The sequence below is a fragment of the Fibrobacter sp. genome (assembly GCA_024399065.1).
Taxonomy (GTDB): domain Bacteria; phylum Fibrobacterota; class Fibrobacteria; order Fibrobacterales; family Fibrobacteraceae; genus Fibrobacter.
In genome coordinates, this window is record JAKSIB010000035.1 from 1 (window position 1) to 17,202 (window position 17,202).

The following is a 17,202-nucleotide window of genomic DNA, read 5'->3' on the forward strand; positions in this document are numbered from 1 at the left end:
TTCCTGTGGAAAGTTCCAATTCTGAAGTTGTGGCTTATGCCTTGGCGAAGAAGGGCGCTGCAGGTGCCGGCGACTCGGCTCGCGTGCTTTTGGCAAACCTAAGCGACATTCCTCAGGTTGTCCAGATTGACCGCGCTTCCGCTAGTGCCGACAGCAAGGCCGAAAATGTCCGTACCGAAGTGAACGTTTTTGGCGAAGATCAGTTCAAGTGGATTGGCGACCAGAAGAACGCCTATCCTTATCCCAAGATGGGCCCCAGCGGCCGTCGCCTGAATCCTGCCAAGTCCCGCGACATTACCATTCCGGCCTTTGGCCTTGCGGTTGCCCAGATTAACCCCCGCATTGTTGGTGGTGATAAGGCTTCTGCAAAGAATGCCGCAACTCCCGTGGTGCTTGCAGCAGCCCTTGAAAAGAAGGTCATGATGCGTGGCGATACCCTGGACCTGTTCGGGACTGTTACCCAGCAGAATGGTCAGCTGACGGGCGCTACTCTCAAGATTCCTGGTTTTGGAAAGAACGGCAGTGCCATGACTGTGAACGTTACGCCTGATGACGGCAAGTGGGACGCTTCCATCGAAAGTTTCCATGTGAAGGTTCCCGTGCCCGAACATGCAAAGACGACGCCTGTGGTGGTGCAGGGTACCGGTGCCAAGGGTACTGAAATTGAATTGACGGTTGCGGGCCTTGGCGGCAAAAAGACTGTGCAGAAGATTCCGTTCCGCATTCGTGGCGCCTACCGTACCACAAGCATTCTGCAGAACTTTGATAACGGCGTCGATGCCGTGGATTGGTTCCCGGTGGTGGGCGAAGGCAATACAGAAATGGGTGCCAAGGTCTTCAACGGAAATCCGCCCCACGGTGGCTTTATCCGTCATGATTTCCACATTGAGCAACCGCCTACTCTTGGCTGGCCCAACTACTCTGGCGCCTACTACGTTGTTCCACAGGAAATCAAGCAGTCTGTAGGTGTGGTGTTTGATTACGCTACCAACCACAACAATCCCGATGGCTACATCGAAGTTCAGGTGCAGAGCGATCAGGTGAAGGACTACGACGAGTTCATGGTTCGCCTCCGCAATACTCACGGCAGCTGGGTTCGTGACACCCTCATTTGGGAAAACATGAGCCAGGAAGGTTGGGGCAAGACCATTCCCCAGCTGGATCCTACAAAGATCAAGACCATTAATTTCCGCGCCCGTCATAGCGGCGTTGGCTACATCAGCCTGGACAACATCTACCTCCTGCAGGAAGATGGAACCGAAGTGCCCATGCCCAAGGGCCTGCGCCGCCTCCGCTAAAAGTTGAGATAAATCACATATCTCTTTATTAGGCATACAAATAGACCCTGTTAACGAATCCATCGTTGACAGGGTTTCTTTGAATAAACTATTATATATTTGCAAAAATTTTGGTTGTGTATGAATATTGAATGTCAATGTTGTGGTCTTGTCGTCAGCATATTGCTGCTGGTGCTGTATTCCGGAAGAAAACAGCTCGGCCTTTATGGTGAAAAAATCTTCAAGAATATGCTGATTGTGACCATTATCCTTTTGGTCCTGGATATTCTTTCTCTCGTTGGCATTGCGCATCAGGATACTTGGGACCCTATGGTGGTGATGGGTATCTGCAAATTGTACATCGCAACCCTTGTTATTGAATGTTGGTCAGCTCTGCTTTATTTGTTGCACGACGTGGTGGATGAAAAACGCCATTGGAAGGCCACAAAGATCCTTTTTGGTGTCATTGGTGTAGAATGCTTGGCCATGTTCCTGCTGCCGCTGAATATTTATTCCAGCGGCCGAATCATGTACACCTACGGTCCGGGCGCCATTTTTGCCTATGGTTGCTGCGCTTTGGACTTTATCGCTATCATGGTGGTGGCTTTCTCCGAAAAGAAGAGAATTCCCAAGCTTCGCTGGTCCGCCATTGTGATTTGGATGTTGCTCTGGATGGGTGCCGCTGTTTGGCAGTTCTTTGATCCGGAAAAGTTGCTAGTGGGCTTTGCCACTTCCTTGGGCATGATGATTCTTTATGCCGCCTTGGAAAACCCGGAAGTGAACTTGAACCGCGAATTGGGATGCTTTAACGGCTACGCCTTGGAAGCTTACCTCAAGCAGCGTTTCAACCTGAAGAAAAAGTTCCATGTGATTCAGTTCTCCATGGACGATATTTCCCCGGAAACCTCCGAATATATTTACCGCTTGATGCACCGTTCCAATGTGCGTGACGGTGTTTTGTTCTTTAAGCTTCTCGGTCCCGAATTTATGATGATTACTGAGGACCGTCGTCGCTACAACCGCTTGATTCGTTGGATCCATAACGAACAGCAGCGTTCTTCTGATTACTTTAAGAACATCCAGGGCCTGGGTATGGAAAACGGCCTTGACGTAGTGGAAGCTTCCAGACTTACCAAGGTGTTCAAGTATTTCTTCAATAAGTTCAATGGTCAGGTTCCTGATACCGGTATTGAAATTACGAAGGATATGATCGAGGACTTCCTGCTTCATGAAAATATGCAGGAAGAAATCAACCTAGCTTTGACTGAAGATCGTGTGGAAGTGTTCCTGCAGCCCATTTTCAGCGTTCACAGTGGCAAGTTTGAATCTGCCGAGGCTCTGGTCCGTATCCGCCGCAGAGACGGTGGCTTGATTTACCCCAACGACTTTATTCCGGTGGCTGAAGAATCCGGTAGCATTTTGGCTTTGGGCGAACGCGTCTTTGTGAAGACTTGCGAATTTATCGCAACTGGCAGAATGCAGAAGGCTGGCGTCAAGTACATTGAAGTGAACCTCTCTGTGTTGCAATGCGAACAGGTGGACTTGGCAAATCGCCTGCATGCCATCATGGAAGAATACCAGGTTCCGTCTTCCGCATTCAATCTGGAAATTACCGAAACTGCAACCCTGAACGTCAAGAAGAACTTGCTCAGCAACATGGGCACCTTGATGGACCTGGGCTGCTCCTTCTCTCTGGATGATTTCGGCAAGGGCGAATCCAACCTGATGTACATTGTGGAAATGCCGGTTTGCATCGTGAAGATGGACTACGATTTGACCAAGGCTTTCTTCGAAGTGGAAAAGGCAAAGCACGTTGTTCGTACCGTGGTTCAGATGGCTCACGAAATGGGCCTCCACGTTGTTTCCGAAGGCGTGGAAACTGCTGCCGAGGCAGACGCCCTGAAGGAAATCGGTGTCGACTACATCCAGGGATTCTACTTCTCCAAGGCTATTCCCATGGACGAATTCCTGCAGTTCGTGGAAAAGAAAAACAGCCTGATCTAATCAACAAAAAACGTAAAAAGAAAACCCCGCATCGCTGCGGGGTTTTTTCAATGTTAGCGCTTGATCGCTGCGCAATCTGATCACTGCGGCTCGGCAATGGTCAAGTAAACTTGACCGCTGCGCTCGCCTTGTTATCTCTTATCCCTATCCACCCAGGGTCTCAGGTTTTCGCCGGTGTAAATCTGGCGAGGACGGTTGATCTTGGAATTAGGATCGTCGTGCATTTCCTTCCAGTGAGCAATCCAACCCGGCAAACGACCGATGGCAAACATCACGGTAAGCATTTCGGTGGGAATGCCCATGGCGCGGTAGAGGATGCCAGAGTAGAAGTCCACGTTGGGGTAGAGCTTACGTTCGATGAAGTATTCGTCCTTCAGGGCGGCTTCTTCGAGCTTAAGAGCGATGTCCAACAGCGGGTCCTGAACGTGTTCGCGTTCGAAGACCTGGTACATGAGCTTCTTCAGTACCTTGGCGCGGGGGTCGTAGCTCTTGTAGACGCGATGACCGAAACCAGAGAGACGGAACGGGTCGTTCTTGTCCTTTGCCTTTGCCATGACCTGATCGATGGTCATGCCGCTCTGCTGGATGCGGAGCAATGTTTCGAGCACAGCCTGGTTTGCACCACCGTGGAGTGGGCCCCACAGGGCGCAAATGCCTGCGCAGATAGAAGCGTAAAGGTTTGCCTGGGAGCTGCCCACCATACGGACGGTAGAAGTGGAGCAGTTCTGTTCGTGGTCGGCGTGAACGATGAGCAAGGTGTTCAGGGCCTTTTCCATAATCGGATCCGGGTGGTAAGGACGAGCCTTACTGCTGAACATCATGTTCAGGAAGTTACTGCAGTAACTGCGTTCTGCTTCCGGGTACACAAACGGTTCACCGATGCTTGCCTTGTAGGAGAAAGCTGCAATGGTGCGGATCTTGGAAATCAAGCCGGCGGTTGTGAGTTCGAAAGCACTGGCGATGTTTTCGTCGTCGTAGAAACGGGGGGTGAACAAACCCACGGCGTTCACGATGGAGCTCAAAATACCCATGGGGTGGGCGTTAGGCGGCATCTGACGGAAGAAGCTCAGCAGGTTTTCGTGGAGGAGGGCGTTCTCGGTAAGCAGCGTACGGAAATGGGTAAGCTGCTGCTGGGTGGGCAGTTCGCCATAGATCAGGAGCCATGCGGTTTCGGGGAAGGTGGCCTTTTCAGCCAAGTCTTCGATGGCGTAACCGCGATAGCGCAAGATGCCCTGTTCACCATTCACGTAGGTGATGGAGCTCTTGGTGCTACCGGTGTTCAGGTAGCCGTAATCCAGCGTAACAAGTCCAGATTCCTTGCGGAGCTTGGAAATGTCGAGACCGTGTTCGTTCTCAGTACCTTCGCAGACGGGGAGCTCGAAACTCTTTCCGCCGTAGTTCAGTATTGCGTTATCGGACATTGATCCTCCAGTTTCAGGCTTCAGGCCCCAGGTTCCAGTTCCCAGGATTGAAACCGTTGTTTGATTTCTTGCTCAAATTTACTAAGCAAAACTTATGCCATTATACTAAGAAGCAAAATCTTAGCACAATTCTCGAACCTCGAACCTCGCGCCTCGAACCTACTTCTGCAGGTCCTTTACAGCCTTGTAGATGTTGTCGAAGAGCTTGCCCAGCTTTTCGGTGGGCACTGCGGAGAAGGCCAGACGGATAAGGCCGCTCAGCATGATGGTGCCGGTGCTGTAATCCTTGATGAGCTTCTGACGGAGTTCTTCGGCATCAACGCCCTTCGGCTTTACGCACATGAAGTAACCGCTGTTGAACGGCATAGCTTCGAAGGCTTCTGCGTATTCCGGATGGGAAGCGAGGACTTCCTTGATGATGTCGTAGCGCTTCTTGAGGGTTGCGTACTTTTCAGCCTTCTGGTCGGCGTATTCGGCAGACTGGTAGGCGGCGAGAAGAATCTTCTGGCTGATGGACGGGCCGTTAGAGATGTTGCCACGGACGGTACCGGCGGCCTTGTCTTCCAGAGCCTTCAGCTGGGCGTCAGTTGCACCCTTGAAGCCAAAGCTCATGAAACCAACGCGGAAACCCCAGACGTAGTCTTCCTTGGTGGGGCCGTCCAGCTTCACAGCCAGCAAGTTTTCGTGGGCGTCGACAATTTTTGTAAAGAGGGATTCGCGAGTTACACCATCTTCGTAAACCAGGCCGAAATAGGCGTCGTCCATGAGGGCCACGACCTTGTTGCCGGCAGCGGCACATTCGGTGAGGATCTTAGCGATTTCCACAGCTTCGGTTTCGGTGGCGGTGTAACCGGTGGGGTTGTTGGGGAAGTTCAGGAGAACAACCTTCTTGTCGCTCTTGCCAGCTGCAAGGGCTGCCTTCAGGGCTTCAGTATCAAAACCGCCGTTCTTGAAGGTGTTGAAAGTCTTGATCTTTGCGCCGCGGGCGTTTTCGAAAACCAGTTCGTAGTTGTCCCAGTACAGGTCTGGAATGATGACTTCGTCACCGGCGTCCAGGAACATGTAACCGGCGCAGCTAATGGCGTGGGTCAGAGCGCAGGTGACCACCGGGTTACTGAAGTTCTTGGAGGCGAGGCTCGGGTTCTTCTTGATGACCTGTTCCTTCCAGGCCTTGCGCAGGTCCGGATTACCGAAGCTGGGGGCGTAGAGGAAGGACTGCTTGGGGAGATTCAGGGACTTGAGAACACAATCCAGAACCAGGGGGCTGCCGTCGTCTTCGAGAGCAGTACCGATGGTTGCGTTGATGTCGGAGCCCTTAGCTTCGGCACCCTGGCCAAGAATACCCTTGCGGGGGAAGAAGATGGCCTTGCCCTGTTCAGAGAGCATATCGAGAACCTTGCAGCCGTTTGCAGAAAGTTCGGCGTTCAAGGCAACTGCGAGAGGATTGTAGTTCATTTTTCGTGTCCTGTTGAAAAATTAGTTTAACCGGGGGCAATTTAGTTTTTTTTGACCCCACTCGCAAGGTACGGGAACGCTTCAAACTTGGCAAAATGTCCAAAAATTGGCCTAATTTTCCATAAATTGTATTACAGAAAATGAATGTAAGAAAAAAGGAATTTTTTCTACTTCACATTTTTTTCCAGCAGTCTGCTTTGGCCCGCATTTTCCAGAACGGTCATTTGCGAGATTGCAATTTGGTTCAATTTTACTAGGCGCTCTGACTGAGGCAAGCCTTCGTTAATCAAGACGGAATTTAGCGATTCCTTGTTGGAAAGTTCGCGTTTTACGGACCAGCCGAGCTGAGCCTGTTCGGCGGCCTTGAGACGCTGGAATTCATCAATGGCGATAAGCCCGATAGCGTTGGTGGATTCAATCCAATCCGAAACACTCATTACAAAATTTACCAAATACACTTTTGTGCACTATATAAATCTAACTACAAAATTTGAGGTTGGCAAGGCATTGGATAAAATTTCTCGGTAAGACCTAATTCAGCAATATCAAGCTTTTCAATATTTTCCAGAGTTTCAGCAAAACCTTCGCCAAGTTCTGTAGAGATCGACACAAAGGATTCAACATAGGTGTCAATCTTGTCGGCTTCAAAACCAGAAGCGGCATCCATCATCACTACCGACAAGGCGAGTGATGCGAAAACAGACTAGTCTGTTTTCATATCCGAGCCGCAGCGGGAGGCGCTTAGCGCAAACGGGGTTCAAGATTTTCGATTTTGAAGTTTTTCTTGGAGGTTCTCTTAGCCTTGGAGGACTTAGAAGAGGTGTTCTTGGAGGACTTACGAGAGTTGTTGTTCATTTTAGACATGAGATTAGCCTTTGGCATGCTCTTGCATACTTATTATTAAAAAGTTTGGGGAGATCCCAGGTATTCGCCTGGGATGACACGCACAACGGGAAGCCCTCTATGGAGGGTTCCCTAGATTAATTTTTTGGGGAGATCCCGGACTAAATCCGGGATGACAATAGGAGATTTTAAGGGGTTATTCCACCATTACACAACGAACGGACATTCCATAGGTTTTAAGATCGTTAGATCCATCTGGGCTGATGGAACCGATCATAACATAGCTTATGTAAGAATTTTTTTCTTCAGAGGAATGTTCTTCTGGGTAAAACCAAGCTGTTTCCTCATTTAAATACCTAAATTTTTCGCTATAGGGAGTTCTAAGTCCGGCCCCAACTAAAGAATAGCCGGAGGCATTAGAACCATTGAACACAGAAGAACGAAGGCCTTTTACGCCACTATCATTGTCTTCTGAAGTTAAAATGATCATGAAATCATTATATGTGAGCAATCTCCATCCTTCGGGGCAAATTCCCTGATGGTTCTTTTGAATCTTATCTGCACAGCTTTCGGTATTGCAACGGCTAGGCAAGTCCATCATTTCAGCCCACTGGTAAAGGGCTCCATACTGGTCGCAATATGTGGTATCATTTTTATAGCAATAACGTTCAAGCACGCCATCGTCGGCCTGATCATCGGCACCATTGACCATTGTACCAATGTTCAAGTTTTCGGCCATGACCGTTACAGAAGTAGTCACTTTATTAGTGTCCTTACCTGTAATGGTAATGTAGTAGTAGCTACGACCGTTGCGGGAATCAGTAAACTGTTTGTAACGGTTTCGATCAATGTAGAATCCGCCTTCTAAATCTCCAAAATGGTCGTACGGAACGTATTCGCTACTGGAGGAAGACTTGGCACTGGAGCTGCTGCTCTTTACAGAGCTGGAGGAAATTCCGCCAATTTGAGTCCATTCCCAATCACGATACTTCTTGTTATAGCTGCACTGAAATTCGCCTTGATCATCACGATACCAAGCCTTACCAATCTTTCCGTCAATAGACTCATTACAAGGATTCTGAAGGACATCTTCAGCCACATTCCATTCAAAATCATACTTGGAATTCTTTGACGAACTGGAGGAACCTTCTTGATTTTCGGTCGTTGACGAGGATGACGAGCTGGACTTTGCGCTAGAGCTAGAAGCAACAGAGGAGCTGCTCTTTGCTGTGCTGGAAGAGAATTCCTTCTTGGCACTGGAGCTGGAGCCTTCGCTGTCGCTAGAAACTACGCTGGACGAGGATTCGTCATCGTCGCCACCGGCATTGGTACCACCTTCGTCGCCACAGGCCCCAAAGAAAAGGCTCATGGTAAGCGCGGTCAACCATAGATATTTTTTCATGTGTTCTCCTAATTTAATCCCAAAATTTTTTCAGAATTTAATTTTTATAGGATTCGGCTCCGGGACCCAGGCGACATTATCACCAAATTCTGGGGCAAAATCCTAAAAAAAGCAAGCTCCAGGGCAAAGCCCCAGAGCTTTTTCAAAAAGATTACGCGTTGTTGGATTCTGCAGACGGTTTTGCAGGCTCGTTAAGACCAATTTCGATCTTACCGTACTTAGCTATACGTACCCAAAAATACACTGAATAAAAAAGCCCCGGGATTTTTCCCGGGGGTTGAACAAAAAATTTTATAGAGCGTTGATTTGATCTGGCGTAAGACCGGTGCATCTTGCAACTTTTTCCACAGAATCACCTTCAGCAAGCATGGCCTTGGCCAAACGACGTTTTTCATCGTCAACGCCTTTCTTGTAGCGCAGATTGAGTTCCTGTTCCAAAGTCATATAAGCCTTCTTTGTGGCGGGGTCCTTGCGGTATCTTTCCACAAGGTCATGGATTCGTTTCATCTTAACGGATTCATGCTTTTGCGTGGCGAAATACTGCATATACTCGCGAGTCGCCTTGTCGGTTACCTCGGAGTACTTCTTAAATATATAAAAGTTTTTGTAGCAGAGGTCACCCATCAAAATCCTGGGATTCGTCTCTTCACGATTTTGGAACTTATACACGGGCAAGCCCTTTCCGAAGATATCGTCCGGGCAGATGAACAAGATGTACTGTTCTTGAAGCTCGTCGTAACTTACGCCCTTGGCAAGGACATCCAGGTCGCACATTCCCTGGTAATAGCGTGCTCGCTTAGGGAGTTCACCGGTGTCGACCATCTGCAACTCGATATCGAAATAACGGCCTGGCTTAGAAACTCCCGATGCGTCAGAGATTTCCTCCTTCACAGCGACATCAAAGCGGACGCTTTTGTGGAAGGGATCCTCCTGTGTGGTGGCTTCGCCGACTACGGAAATCTTGTCGATGGAAATTTTCAGGACATCCTGCAAGAAATCCTTTGCCACATCCTCATTACTGAAGACCTTCGAGAACATGAAATTGTCGGTAATATTCAGCTCTTCGTACGGCTTTATTTTGTATTCGCCCATTTTTCCTCCATGTTAAAAGTTGCGTTTACTATTAACACGCAGGAAAGTTCCAAATAAGCACAGATTTTTATGAAAAATTTTGTTTGCGCTGGAGGGACTTGGAAAAATTTGATGAGTTGTTGTTCATTGAACGCCTGCGGCGTTAGCGGCGGCGGTCGCGACAACCACCTAAAGGTGGCCATGCCCACGTAAGTGCTGAAGCACTAAGTGGTCAAAGGTCGTTTAGCACGCTATTTAGACATGAGATTAGCCTTCGATACGCCTTTTGCGCATCATTATCATTTAAACTTGGGAATAGGAGCCCTCTATGGAGGGTTCCCTAGATTAATTTTTTGGGGGGATGTATTAGGAGATTGGAGTTATTCCACCTTTACACAACGGACGGAAAGGCCCGCTTTTTTGTATTCGCCCGAATCATTTCCCGGAAGAAAATTTCCGGTAGAAACAATCCCATTGGAATACGCACCAATATCGGGTTGATTACCAAACTCTACAGGATAAAACCAATAAGCACCTTCGCCAATATACTCAAAGTTTCCGTCCTTATTTTTTAGACCGCCACCCGTCAGTGAAAAACCAGAATAATTTGATCCACTAAACTGATAGGAAGAACGAAGGCCCTTGACACCATCATCATTGGTGTTCGCATGCAAAATGGTATAGAAATCATTGTAGGTCAACAAGCGCCAACCGGTCGGGCAAATTCCTTGGTGGTTTTCCTTAATCTGGTCTGCACAGCTCTTTGTGTTACATTCACTAGGCAAGGCCATCATTTCGGCCCACTGGTATAGGCCACCATAGCGATCGCAATTTGTGGTGTCATTTCTATAGCAGTAACGTTCAATCTTTTCATCATCATCCTGATTCCTAATACCACGGACCATTTCACCGACATTCAAGTTTTCGGCCATGACAGTCACAGAATTGTCTTTTCCACTAGTATCCTTGCCGGCAATGGTGATATAGTAGTAGCTACGACCATTACGTTCATCGGTAAACTGCTTATAGGCGTCTTTACCAACCTTGTATGATGCAGCCAAAGCAACAGAATGATCAAAGGGCACATATTCGCTGCTGCTGGAAGATGACTTTGCAGAGCTTGAAGATGACTTCGCGCTGGAGCTGCTGCTCTTGGCGGAGCTAGAAGAGGACTTGCTCTCCGAGCCTTGACACTGCGCCTCGGCAATGTCGATGCAAGCATCGCCGCTGCTCTCGGCTTGCGAGCCAATCACAGAGCTTGAGGAAGACTTAGCACTGGAACTAGAAGCAACAGAGCTGCTGCTCTTAACTGTGCTGGAAGAGGATTCCTTCTTGGCACTGGAGCTGGAGCCTTCGCTGTCGCTAGAAACTACGCTGGACGAGGATTCGTCATCGTCGCCACCGGCATTGGTACCACCTTCGTCGCCACAGGCCCCAAAGAAAAGGCTCATGGTAAGCGCGGTCAACCATAGATATTTTTTCATGTGTTCTCCTAATTTAATCCCAAAATTTTTTCAGAATTTAATTAAAAATTTATTCCTAGTGTTCCGCATTTCCCTTTCTCTAGCGGTATTCCTTTGCCTTGTTGTCGCTTAGGTGATCGCCTGAATTTCTTCTGCTGTGAAGGACTCGTGCGACTGTGATTGTCTGGGCCGCGTCAGTAACCCAGTAAAAGACGGAATAGCTGCTTACCACCAATTGACGATATTCGTGAGAAAGTGGTTTTAACGGTGTAAACAATGTTGCGGAATATGGAAATTCTCGAATTTTTTCCAGGTTGTCGGTTATTTCCGTAACGACCTTTATTGCCGTTTGCGGACTGCCTAAAGCTTCTGCAATGTACTTTGCAATTCCCTTTAGGTCGTTCAGGGCCAGGGGTAGGTATTCAACGGTATACATGGCGCCTAATCCTAGAACATGGCCTTGATTTCGTTAAGGACGCTTTTTGTGGAGTAGCGCTTCTTGGTTATTTCCGCCTCCCGTTCTGCTTCCTGTAGTTTATTCAAAATTTCGCACTGGAAAGCCAAGTTTTCAAAGGCCTCCATGCTGAGCACGACCATGTCGCCGTAGCCATTTTTTGTAAGGATCACGGGTTCGTCTGATTCGTGAACTTGACGCGAAATTTCGGCGAAATTGTTACGCAAATCAGAAACAGGGCGAATGTTTTTCATGAGTGCCTCCTTTGAATGGATGTACTTAATTTAGCATAATTATGCTAAGTCATCAAGAAGGCTGCTTTTCGTCCCACTTTTTTCAAAACTCGGGCTCTTTTTCTCCATACTTTTATATTTTTTCCATAGAATTTTTTAACTCTGGCGCCTTGTGACGCCTTATAAAAGGTCGCAATATGCAGATTGATTTGAATAACGTGGATTGGAAGACTCTCCCCTTCGGTTACTCCGACACCGATTACAACGTTCGTTGCTACTACCGCAATGGTCAGTGGGGCAAGATTGAAGTTTCCTCCGACAAGAACATCAGCATTCACATGGCAGCAACCTGCCTCCACTACGGTCAGGAAGGTTTCGAAGGCCTGAAGGCTTACACCGGCAAGGATGGCAAGGTCCGTCTGTTCCGCGTGGATGAAAACGCAAAGCGCATGCAGAGCACTGCAAACCGCGTTCTCATGGCTGTTCCGCCTATCGAACTTTTCCGCGAAATGGCTCACCTGGTCACCAAGCTGAACGCTCGCTTCGTTCCGCCCTATGGCCATGGCGCAACCCTTTACATCCGTCCGCTCCTCATCGGTACTGGCGCAGAAGTTGGCGTGAAGCCCGCTGACGAATACCTGTTCATGATGTTCGTCTGCCCGGTTGGCCCCTACTTCAAGGACGGCTTCAAGCCCGTTGACATGATGATCAGCCGTAACTACGACCGCGCCGCTCCTCAGGGTACCGGTACTGTCAAGGTTGGCGGTAACTACGCAGCTTCCCTCCAGTCTCTTGCCGAAGCCAAGAAGTTGGGCTACTCCAGCACCATCTATCTGGATGCCAAGGAAAAGAAGTACATCGACGAATGCGGTCCGGCAAACTTCTTCGGTATCAAGGGCAAGTCCTACATTACCCCGAAGTCCGAATCCATCTTGCCGTCTATCACCAACAAGAGCTTGCAGCAGCTGGCTGAATACCTTGGCTACACTGTTGAAAAGCGTCCGGTGGCTTTCGAAGAACTGACTGAATTCTCTGAAACTGCAGAATGCGGTACCGCAGCTGTGATTACCCCGATCAAGAAGATCGTGGACCCCGTTGCCGGCAAGGAATTCACCTACGGCGATGGCAAGAATCCGGGCCCTGTCTGCACCGAACTCTTCACCAAGTACACCGCTATCCAGTTCGGCGAAGCTGAAGACCCGTTCGGCTGGACTGAAGTGGTCGACCTGTAATAGGCTCGAGGCTCGAGGTTCCAGGTTCGAGGCTCCAGAGTTGGGGCTCCTGGCCTAAGGAATTCTCAAAAATTTAGAAGCCCGCGATGCACGTCGCGGGCTTCAAATTGCAAAAATCGAAGAACCTGCGATTTATTTCGTGGGTTCTTTTTTGTATACAGTTTTTACATAAGTTGAATTGGATTTGCCGAGGTCATAATCTATTTTTTAATGCAAGGGTATGTGTTTTGGGTCTCTTGGAGAGGTCTTTATGAAGAAAATTTTTACTGCAGTTTCCGCAGTTTTTCTGGCAGCAAGTCTTTCTCATGCTGTCCTTGAAATCCCGAACGCTCAGCCGAAAATGGATGCCGCCTACTGGAACCCGGTTCTTGACAAGACCTGGGAAGGCATGAAAAAGAGAATGATCGACCCGTACCGCAACGGTTTTGCCGGCGGCCAGGTTCATCGTCCGAAGAGCGAATATCCTGGTGACGCCGTTTCTGAATCTGTGGGCTACGGTATGCTGGTGGCCCTGTATGCCGACGACCAGAAGTCTTTCAACGAAATGTTTGATGCCAGCTACAAGAGCATGTGGCAGGGTTGCTATCTGGATTGGCAGTTGCTTCCGCCGGATGGTAAAAAGAGTAGGGGTGCCGCAACAGACGCTGAAGAAGATGTGGCTCTCGCCTTGATTTTTGCTGACAAGCTTGTGAATGCAGGCAAGTGGCAACCGTATTCTGGCTCTGTTCCCAACGGTTACCAGGGACACGCAAAAAAGATTCTTGGTTGCATGTGGGAAACAGAACAAATTACCTATCAGGGTACTGTTGCTCCGGGCGCTGGCTGGGGTGGCGAGAACTTTGCTAATGTAGGTTATTTCTCTCCCGCCTGGTACAAGATTTTTGCTGACTTCGATAATAGCCACGACTGGAAGAAGGTTGTTGATCGTAGCTATGAAATCATCGGAAACAGTCCGGCTTACAGCTTGGGCATGGTTCCCGACTGGATGAAACCGAATGGTGAATATGCCGGTTCCCTTGGCTACAATGCTTACTTTGAAGGCAAGGCATTCTTTAAGGATGCAATCCGCGTCTTGTGGCGTGTGGCTTTGGACGCCATCTGGTTTGATGATTCTCGTGCAAAGGCTTTCCTGAACAATTCCATGAAGTTCATCAATGGCAAGGGTGGTGCCGCTGCTGCTAACTTCTACCAGATGAATGGAGAACTTTTGCCTGCAGATGATGTGTGGAAAGATATGATGGCAGGAACCATTACCCGTCATCGTCGTGAACATAGCCAGATGACCATCGGTATGTGGATGACCGCTGCTGCCGCCGTTGGTACTGTTGATGATCGTGCCTCCTTCAGCGTAGAAATGGATAAGTTCTACGACAAGGGAAATGCGGATTACTTTGGTCTGGCTGTGGACACCAGCGGTATGGAGGAGGATACCCTTCATAATGAAATGTACTTTGACCAGTTCCTTGCTTGGTTCGGTGTTTCCTTGATGACTGGCGTTATGAACAACATTGTGGAGAATATCGACCATCCCAAGGCAAATGTGGTTGGCGACTCCTCCATTTTGCTGAGACCTGCCGTTGTGCCTGAGGATACTATTCCCGCAGCCTTGCTCCCGGAAATGGCTTCTAAGGAATTTCGAATGGAACGTATTGAAAACGGCGTCTCCTTCACTGCCGCTCAGCCGGCCCTGTGGTCTGTCTTCGACCTTCATGGCAACCTGCTGATGAGTGCCAAGGGCAATTCCGTGAAGTTCGTTTCTGAAACCAAGGGCCTCTATGTGGTTCGTGCCAACTTTGCCGACGGTAGTTCGCTTGTTCGTAAAGTAAAGTTGCACTAGACTAGTTTTCTTGAAAGTTTTGAAAATCCGGCAGGAAACTGCCGGATTTTTGTTTTTTAACGAATTTATGCAAAAATGGGCCTTTTTGTAGCAGTTTTAAAATCTTTACATTAGAGCCGTAAATTACTATCTTTGCGCGCGAAAAACGCCGGGTTCCCCCGCGCAATACACAAGGAGAAAATCATGACCTTCGAAGAAAAGGCTCTCGCATACCACGCCAATGGTAAGCCGGGTAAGATTGAAGTCGTTCCCACCAAGCCCTATAGCACCCAGACCGACCTTGGTTTGGCCTACACTCCGGGCGTTGCTGTTCCCTGTTTGGAAATTGAAAAGAATCCGGAAGCCGCTTATGACTACACCGGCAAGGGCAACTTGGTTGCTGTTATTTCCAACGGTACTGCAGTTTTGGGCCTTGGCGACATTGGCGCCGTCAGCGGCAAGCCTGTGATGGAAGGTAAGGGCCTCCTGTTTAAGATTTACGCTGGTGTGGATGTTTTCGATATCGAAGTCAACGAAAAGGACCCGAAGAAGTTTATCGAAATCGTGAAGGGCATCGCTCCTACCTTCGGCGGCATCAACCTGGAAGACATCAAGGCTCCGGAATGCTTCGAAATCGAAGAAACCCTGAAGAAGGAATTGGACATCCCCGTGATGCACGATGACCAGCACGGTACCGCCATTATTTCCAGCGCTGCTTTGATCAACGCTCTGGATATCGCCGGCAAGGACATCGACAAGATTAAGCTGGTGGTGAACGGCGCAGGTGCTGCTGCTGTGGCTTGCACCAAGCTGTACCTCTCCTTGGGCGTCAAGAAGGAAAACGTGGTGATGCTGGATTCCAAGGGCGTCATCTACAAGGGCCGTGGCAAGCTTACCCCGGAAAAGGAATTCTTCGCCACCGAACGTACCGACGTGAAGACTCTGGAAGAAGCCATCAAGGGTGCAGACATGTTCCTTGGCCTTTCCAAGCCCAACATCCTCACCAAGGAAATGATCCAGTCCATGGCTGCAAATCCGATTGTGTTTGCTCTCGCAAACCCGACCCCGGAAGTTTCCTACGATGTTGCAACCTCCGCTCGTGAAGACGTAATCTTCGCCACCGGCCGTTCCGACTATCCCAACCAGGTGAACAACGTTATCGGCTTCCCCTACATTTTCCGCGGTGCTCTGGACGTTCGCGCAACTGCTATTAACGAACACATGAAGCACGCTGCAGTCCGCGCTATTGCAGCTCTCGCTCGCAAGCCGGTGCCCGATGTGGTGAACATTGCTTACAACTCCGAACGCTTCAGCTTCGGCCGTAAGTACATCATCCCCAAGCCGCTGGATCCGCGCCTCTTGACCGACGTTTCTATTGCTGTGGCCAAGGCTGCAATCGAAAGCGGTGTTGCCCGTAAGGAAATCAAGGACTGGGACGCTTACGCAGACAGCCTCCGCGATATGATGGGCTACGACAACAAGCTGATCCGTGAATACGAAAACATGGCTCGTAGTAACCCGAAGCGTGTGGTATTCACCGAAGGCCTTAGTGTCAACATGATCAAGGCCGCTATCCAGGCCAAGGACGAAGGCATTGCATTCCCGATCCTTTTGGGTAACCCGGATCGCATCAAGGAACTTGCCGCTCTCGAAAAGCTGGATGTTACCGGTATCGAAATTGTGAACCCCCGTTCTCCGGAAGAATACAAGCGTCGCATGAAGTTCGCTGAAATGTACGCTGCTGAAAACGGCCGTAACGGCGAAACCTTCGAAAAGGCTGCCTACGAAATGCCGGAACACAACCACTTCGGTATGATGATGGTGAAGACCGGCGACGCAGATGCTTTGATCTCTGGTTCCAACAGCTCCTTCGCAACCAACATTGGTCTTGCCAAGAAGATGATCGGCATCCGCGAAGACTACAAGCACTTCGGCGCTCTCCACATTCTCTCTACCAAGAAGGGAACTTTCTTCCTGGCAGACACCTTGGTGAACCGCGACCCGGATACCGAAACCCTCGTGGACATCGCCAAGCTCACTCACGACGCCGTGAAGTTCTTTGCTCACGAACCGGTGATGGCAATGCTTTCCTATGGTAACTTTGGTGCTGACAAAAATTCTTCTCTGGGTACCGCAGGTAGCGTCCGTGACGCCGTGAAGATCCTTCACGAACAGTATCCGGATTATGCCGTGGATGGCGAAATGCAGGTGAACGTGGCCTTGAACAAGGACCTTCGCGACAAGAAGTATCCGTTCAACACCATCAAGGGCCAGGACGTGAACACTCTCATCTTCCCGTGCCTCTCCTCTGCAAACACCACCTACAGAATGCTCCTGGAAATGGGCGTTGGCGAATCCATCGGTCCTGTACAGATGGGCTTGAAGAAGCCGATTCACTTCACCGACTCCGAAGCTTCTGTCCATGACATCTTCAACCTGACTGTTGCCGCCGTCATCGACGCAATTGTGCAAGAGAGAATTGACAAGGCTCGTCCGGTTAAGTAACTGGTGTGGCTCGTCTGCGATTTTGA

The 17,202-nt window shown here is 49.3% G+C and carries 14 protein-coding genes; 5 read left to right on the plus strand and 9 right to left on the minus strand.

All coding sequences use genetic code 11. The features are described from left to right. Both MJZ25_13505 and MJZ25_13510 read left to right on the plus strand, forming a co-directional pair. On the plus strand, positions 1–1,298 hold a 1,298-nt coding region (locus MJZ25_13505; GenBank protein MCQ2125191.1), incomplete at its 5' end, for a hypothetical protein. Positions 1,299–1,418: 120 nt separating this feature from the next. Next, positions 1,419–3,281 (plus strand): EAL domain-containing protein, encoded by a 1,863-nt coding sequence (locus MJZ25_13510; protein MCQ2125192.1) that lies wholly within the window; start codon positions 1,419–1,421, stop codon positions 3,279–3,281. 131 nt (positions 3,282–3,412) lie between these two features. Here the strand turns inward: MJZ25_13510 and MJZ25_13515 are convergent, their stop codons facing one another. The 9 genes from MJZ25_13515 to MJZ25_13555 form a co-directional block, all read right to left on the minus strand. Beyond that, entirely contained in the window at positions 3,413–4,702 is a 1,290-nt protein-coding gene (locus MJZ25_13515; GenBank protein ID MCQ2125193.1) for a citrate synthase, read from the minus strand. Between the two features lie 159 nt (positions 4,703–4,861). Next, the gene (locus MJZ25_13520; GenBank protein MCQ2125194.1) at positions 4,862–6,157 is read right to left on the minus strand and encodes an aminotransferase class I/II-fold pyridoxal phosphate-dependent enzyme; all 1,296 of its coding nucleotides are present in this window, start codon (positions 6,155–6,157) and stop codon (positions 4,862–4,864) included. 167 nt (positions 6,158–6,324) lie between these two features. Then, positions 6,325–6,594: a hypothetical protein gene (locus MJZ25_13525; GenBank protein MCQ2125195.1), complete on the minus strand. Its 270-nt coding sequence runs from the start codon at positions 6,592–6,594 to the stop codon at positions 6,325–6,327. A gap of 44 nt (positions 6,595–6,638) precedes the next feature. Then, positions 6,639–6,827 carry a hypothetical protein gene (locus tag MJZ25_13530; protein MCQ2125196.1) on the minus strand — a complete coding sequence of 63 codons (189 nt, stop codon included), beginning with the start codon at positions 6,825–6,827 and terminating at the stop codon, positions 6,639–6,641. Positions 6,828–7,196: 369 nt separating this feature from the next. Beyond that, on the minus strand, positions 7,197–8,402 hold the full coding sequence (locus MJZ25_13535; GenBank protein ID MCQ2125197.1) for a hypothetical protein: 1,206 nt from the start codon (positions 8,400–8,402) through the stop codon (positions 7,197–7,199). A 291-nt stretch (positions 8,403–8,693) separates the two neighbouring features. Then, positions 8,694–9,494 carry an Rpn family recombination-promoting nuclease/putative transposase gene (locus MJZ25_13540; GenBank protein ID MCQ2125198.1) on the minus strand — a complete coding sequence of 267 codons (801 nt, stop codon included), beginning with the start codon at positions 9,492–9,494 and terminating at the stop codon, positions 8,694–8,696. Positions 9,495–9,853: 359 nt separating this feature from the next. Continuing rightward, positions 9,854–10,957: a hypothetical protein gene (locus MJZ25_13545; GenBank protein MCQ2125199.1), complete on the minus strand. Its 1,104-nt coding sequence runs from the start codon at positions 10,955–10,957 to the stop codon at positions 9,854–9,856. Positions 10,958–11,036: 79 nt separating this feature from the next. Beyond that, positions 11,037–11,372 (minus strand): type II toxin-antitoxin system RelE/ParE family toxin, encoded by a 336-nt coding sequence (locus MJZ25_13550; protein ID MCQ2125200.1) that lies wholly within the window; start codon positions 11,370–11,372, stop codon positions 11,037–11,039. Positions 11,373–11,383: 11 nt separating this feature from the next. Beyond that, entirely contained in the window at positions 11,384–11,644 is a 261-nt protein-coding gene (locus MJZ25_13555; protein MCQ2125201.1) for a type II toxin-antitoxin system Phd/YefM family antitoxin, read from the minus strand. A 176-nt stretch (positions 11,645–11,820) separates the two neighbouring features. Between MJZ25_13555 and MJZ25_13560 the strand changes: the two genes are divergently transcribed. From MJZ25_13560 to MJZ25_13570, 3 genes are all read left to right on the plus strand, one after another. After that, on the plus strand, positions 11,821–12,855 hold the full coding sequence (locus tag MJZ25_13560; protein ID MCQ2125202.1) for a branched-chain amino acid aminotransferase: 1,035 nt from the start codon (positions 11,821–11,823) through the stop codon (positions 12,853–12,855). Positions 12,856–13,105: 250 nt separating this feature from the next. Continuing rightward, a complete protein-coding gene (locus MJZ25_13565) occupies positions 13,106–14,692 on the plus strand; it encodes a glycosyl hydrolase family 8 (GenBank protein ID MCQ2125203.1) in 1,587 nt (528 codons plus the stop codon). Positions 14,693–14,875: 183 nt separating this feature from the next. Next, on the plus strand, positions 14,876–17,176 hold the full coding sequence (locus MJZ25_13570; GenBank protein MCQ2125204.1) for an NADP-dependent malic enzyme: 2,301 nt from the start codon (positions 14,876–14,878) through the stop codon (positions 17,174–17,176). Positions 17,177–17,202: the final 26 nt, after the last annotated feature.